General features: G+C 61.6%; 4 protein-coding genes. 2 read left to right on the forward strand and 2 right to left on the reverse strand.

Annotated elements, in window-relative coordinates:
* Positions 1-20: 20 nt before the first annotated feature.
* Entirely contained in the window at positions 21-1,295 is a 1,275-nt protein-coding gene (locus ACE04F_RS05900; RefSeq protein ID WP_486105407.1) for a glucarate dehydratase family protein, read from the reverse strand.
* Entirely contained in the window at positions 1,292-2,599 is a 1,308-nt protein-coding gene (locus ACE04F_RS05905) for an MFS transporter (protein WP_486105431.1), read from the reverse strand. The genes ACE04F_RS05900 and ACE04F_RS05905 overlap by 4 nt, the downstream gene beginning before the upstream one ends.
* A gap of 202 nt (positions 2,600-2,801) precedes the next feature.
* Here ACE04F_RS05905 and ACE04F_RS05910 point away from each other — a divergent pair, with 202 nt between their 5' ends.
* Positions 2,802-3,698 (forward strand): LysR family transcriptional regulator, encoded by an 897-nt coding sequence (locus tag ACE04F_RS05910; RefSeq protein WP_486105408.1) that lies wholly within the window; start codon positions 2,802-2,804, stop codon positions 3,696-3,698.
* A 110-nt stretch (positions 3,699-3,808) separates the two neighbouring features.
* Positions 3,809-4,240: a nuclear transport factor 2 family protein gene (locus ACE04F_RS05915; RefSeq protein WP_305500832.1), complete on the forward strand. Its 432-nt coding sequence runs from the start codon at positions 3,809-3,811 to the stop codon at positions 4,238-4,240.
* Positions 4,241-4,279 lie beyond the last annotated feature (39 nt).

Genomic DNA, 4,279 nt, shown 5'->3' on the forward strand with positions numbered 1-4,279 from the left:
CAGGCCCCCTCGCCTTCGGATCAGAACCGCGGTTTGACGGTGGTCCAGTCCGGCCGATAACGCCGCATCTGCCGCACATCGTCGCGCTGGCGAATGCCGCAACTGAGGAACTGCTCATGCAGTTTGCCCAGTTGATCGCGGTCCAGCTCCAGCCCCAGGCCCGGCGCCCGGGTGATCTTCACGCACCCGTCGACAAATGCCAGCTTGCCGCCCTTGATCACTTCTTCATCCGGTTCCTGCCAGGGGTAATGGGTATCGCAGGCGTAATCCAGGTTCGGCACCGAAGCCGCCACGTGGGCCATGGCCATAAGGCTGATACCCAGGTGCGAGTTGGAGTGCATCGACACCCCCAGACCAAAGGTCTCGCACATTTTCGCGAGCATCTGGGTATCGCGCAGCCCGCCCCAGTAATGGTGGTCGGCCAGGACAATCTGCACGCTGTCCTGCGCCACGCTGCGGCGGAACTCGTCGAAGTCGGTGACCACCATGTTGGTCGCCAGCGGCAGGCCCGTGCGCTTGTGCAGCGCGGCCATCCCTTCGAGCCCGGGTGTGGGGTCTTCGTAATATTGCAGGTCATCACCGAGCAGCTCGGCCATGCGAATGGAAGTCTCCAGCGACCAGTTACCGTTAGGATCGATGCGCAGCGGCAAACCCGGAAAAGCCTTTTTCAAGGCCTTGATGCAGGCCACTTCATGCTCCGGCGCCAATGCCCCGGCCTTGAGCTTGATGCTCTTGAAACCGTAACCCTCGATCATCCGTCGGGCCTGGGCGACGATCTGCTGCTCATTCAGCGCCTCGCCCCAACTGTCCGCGGGATACGGTGAATCGATATGCTCGGCGTACTTGAAAAACAGGTACGCGCTGAACGGCACTTCGTCGCGGATCGCACCGCCCAGCAAATCCACCAGCGGCACATTCAGGTAATGCGCCTGCAAGTCCAGGCAAGCGACCTCGAAAGCGGAATAGGCATTGCTCACCGCCTTGCTCGCATGGGAGCCCGGCGCCAGTTCCGCCCCGGCGACGCTCGCCGGTTTGTGGGCAGCCACGGTGGCCTGGACGATAGCGCGCAAGTGGTTGAGATTGAACGGATCGAGGCCGATCAACTGGTTCTGTACCTGCTGCTGGATCGCCAGGGCCGGCGCATCGCCGTAGCTCTCGCCGAGGCCGATGTAACCGTTGTCGCTTTCGATCTCGATGATCGAGCGCAGCGCGAACGGCTCGTGAATGCCGCTGGCGTTGAGCAGAGGTGGGTCGCGAAAAGCGATGGGGGTCACGGTAACGCGTTTGATCTTCATGCAGCGGCTCCCGATGGGCCAGGTTTCAGGGCGTGAGATTTGTTCAGCGGGTCAGCTTCGACCGAGTTTTCAGGCTGGCCGGACAGCGCGTCAGGTTTGCCGCGCCCCGGTTGGGTCCGGGCGAAAAAGATCACCACGGCGGCAACCAGCGAGGTGATCGCCAACCCATACAGGCCGCCTTCGATGGAACCGGTGGTCTGCTCCAGGAAACCGAAGGCCGTCGGGGCGACGAAGCCGCCGAGGTTGCCGATGGAATTGATCAGGGCAATCACCGCCGCCGCGATGCGGGCGTCGAGATAGCCTTGGGGGATCGGCCAGAACAGCGCCGAGGCGGCCTTGAAGCCGATGGCCGCGAAACAGATGGCGACGAAAGCGAAGATCGGCCCGCCGGTGGTGGACATGAACATGCCGAACGCGGCGATCACCAGCGTCACCGCGACCCAGGCCTGCTGGAACTTCCATTTGCCGGCCAGGGCGGCGAAGCCGTACATCGCGATGATGGAGATGATCCACGGAATCGAGTTGAGCAAGCCGACCTGGAAATCCCCCAGGTTGCCCATTTTCTTGATCATGCTCGGCAGCCAGAACGTGGCGCCATAAATGGTCAGGGCAATGGAAAAATAGATGAAGCAGAACAGCGCGATCTGCCGGTCGGCGAGCAATTTGAACATCGACGGCTTGATGACCTGGGCAGCTTCCCGCGCCCGCTGCTCTTCGGCGATGGCGGCGATCAGTACGGTTTTTTCTTCAGCCGTCAGCCATTTGGCCTGGCTGGGGTGCGATTGCAGCCAGAACCAGACAAACCCGCACAGCACGATAGACGCGCCGCCTTCGATCAGGAACATCCATTGCCAGCCATGCAGGCCCAGCCCGCTGATGTGCAGCAAGGCGCCGGATACCGGCCCGGAGATCACCGAGGCGATGGCCGAACCGCTGAGGAAGATCGCCATCGCCTTGCCGCGCTCGTTGGCCGGCAACCATTGGGTGAAGTAATAGATGATGCCGGGAAAGAACCCTGCCTCCGCCGCCCCGAGGATGAAACGCAGCACGTAGAAGCTGGTTTCGCCACGCACGAACGCCATGGCCATGGCCGCCGCGCCCCAGGTGAACATGATGCGCGTCAGCCAGGCCCGGGCACCGTAGCGCTGCAAGAGCATGTTGGACGGCACTTCGAACAGCGCGTAGCCGATGAAGAACAGCCCGGCACCGAGGCCATAGGCCGCTGCGCCAATACCCAGGTCGGTTTCCAGGTGGCTGCGGACGAAGCCGATGTTGACGCGGTCGATGTAGTTGACGATGAACATCACCACCACCAACGGCAGGACGTGACGTTTGACCTTGGCCGCGGCGGTGGCCAGGGTCGAGTCCGAGACGTGATTCAAGGGTGCCTCCCAATCTTGTTTTTGTGGGGCTTTCTGCTTTTGCGAGGAGCGGATTGATGATGGACGCGAGGGATTGTTCCCGTCTAATCTAACTTGGCACTTGATTGATACCGGGATTGAATCAATGTTTGAACTGGCCCAGCTGCGCTGCTTCACCACCGTGGCAACCGAACTGAATTTCCGCCGGGCCGCCGAACGCTTGAACATGACCCAGCCGCCCTTGAGTCGACAGATCCAGTTGCTGGAGCATCACCTCGGCGTCGAGCTGTTTACCCGCAGCACCCGCAGCGTCGCCCTCACCGCGGCCGGCCGGGCGTTTTTCATCGAAGCGCAGAACCTGCTGCAACAGGCGCAGCAAGCCGCCGAGGCCGCCAAGCGCTTCGCCCAGGGCAATATCGGCTCGGTCACCATCAGCTTCGTCGGCAGCGCGGTATATGAATTCCTGCCCAAGGTCATTACCGAGGCGCGGCTCAAACAGCCGCAGGTCAAGATCGTTCTCGCGGAGATGAACACCTACCAGCAGCACGAAGCCCTGCGCGCCCGGCGCATCGACCTCGGCATCGTTCGCTCGCCGCTGCTGGAAACCGGCTTTGCCACCGAATGCCTGGTACGCGAGCCGTTCGTGCTGGCGGTGCCGGCCGGCCATCCGTTGGCCAGTGCCAAGTCTGTCAGCGTGCAGGATCTGGACGGACAACCGTTCCTCATGTACTCCCACTCCGCCTACCCGCCCTTCAACGAACTGCTCACCGGCATGCTGCGCTCGGCCCGAGTCGCCCCGCAGTTCGTGCAATGGCTCGGTTCATCGTTGACCATCCTGGCACTGGTCAACGCCGGCATGGGCGTGGCGCTGGTGCCCCGGTGCGCGACCAGCGTGGTGTTCAAGCAAGTGGTGTTTCGCGAGATCGACCTGGGCGCAGGCGTGCAAAGCGAACTGCATCTGGTGTGGCGGGAGGATAACGACAATCCGGCGTTCACGATGCTGTTGGAGGGGATTCGCGGGGCGGTTCGGGAGGGGTTGTAAGAACATTGGCGGGACCACGTGGCTATTCCAGTCTTTCCTGACAAGTTGTACGATGACCGATGAGAGCTCACGCCTCGTTCCTGCATACCTACAACAACAAGGAAATTCTCATGAAAAAAGCGCTATCGGTCATCGGCTTCCTGTGCCTGTTCAGCGGCTACGCCGCAGCCGCCCCCGCCTCGGCTGAAAAAGAGGTTGCCGAAGCGGTCGACCACCTGACCCAGGCCATGCTGCACAAGGACATTCCCCAGCTTCAGGCGCTCGCCGCCGAGAACCTGACCTACGGCCATTCCAGCGGCAACATCCAGGACAAGAAAGCCTTCATCGCCGACATCGAAACCGGCAAAAGCGCGTTCAAGACCCTGGAGATGAAGAATCAGAAAATCACCCTGTCAGGCGATGTGGCCCTGGTGCGCAATCATTTTTCCGCGCAAGCACTCAAGGGCACCGAAGTGATCCCGACGGAAATCGAGAACTTCCAGATCTGGCAGAAGCAGAATGGCAAGTGGCTGCTGATCGGGCGTCAGGCGTTTCGGTTCTGATCGCGGCAAGCGTTATGTGAGGTAACGGTGATCCCGTGG

Source organism: Pseudomonas sp. AGC41 (genome assembly GCF_057334555.1).

Excerpts from the sequence above, each read along its gene's own strand:
- ACE04F_RS05900 (WP_486105407.1), bottom strand. The coding sequence starts at position 1,295 with ATGAAGATCAAACGCGTTACCGTGACCCCCATCGCTTTTCGCGACCCA.
- ACE04F_RS05905 (WP_486105431.1), bottom strand. The coding sequence starts at position 2,599 with ATGTTCATCGTCAACTACATCGACCGCGTCAACATCGGCTTCGTCCGC.
- ACE04F_RS05910 (WP_486105408.1), top strand. The coding sequence starts at position 2,802 with ATGTTTGAACTGGCCCAGCTGCGCTGCTTCACCACCGTGGCAACCGAA.
- ACE04F_RS05915 (WP_305500832.1), top strand. The coding sequence starts at position 3,809 with ATGAAAAAAGCGCTATCGGTCATCGGCTTCCTGTGCCTGTTCAGCGGC.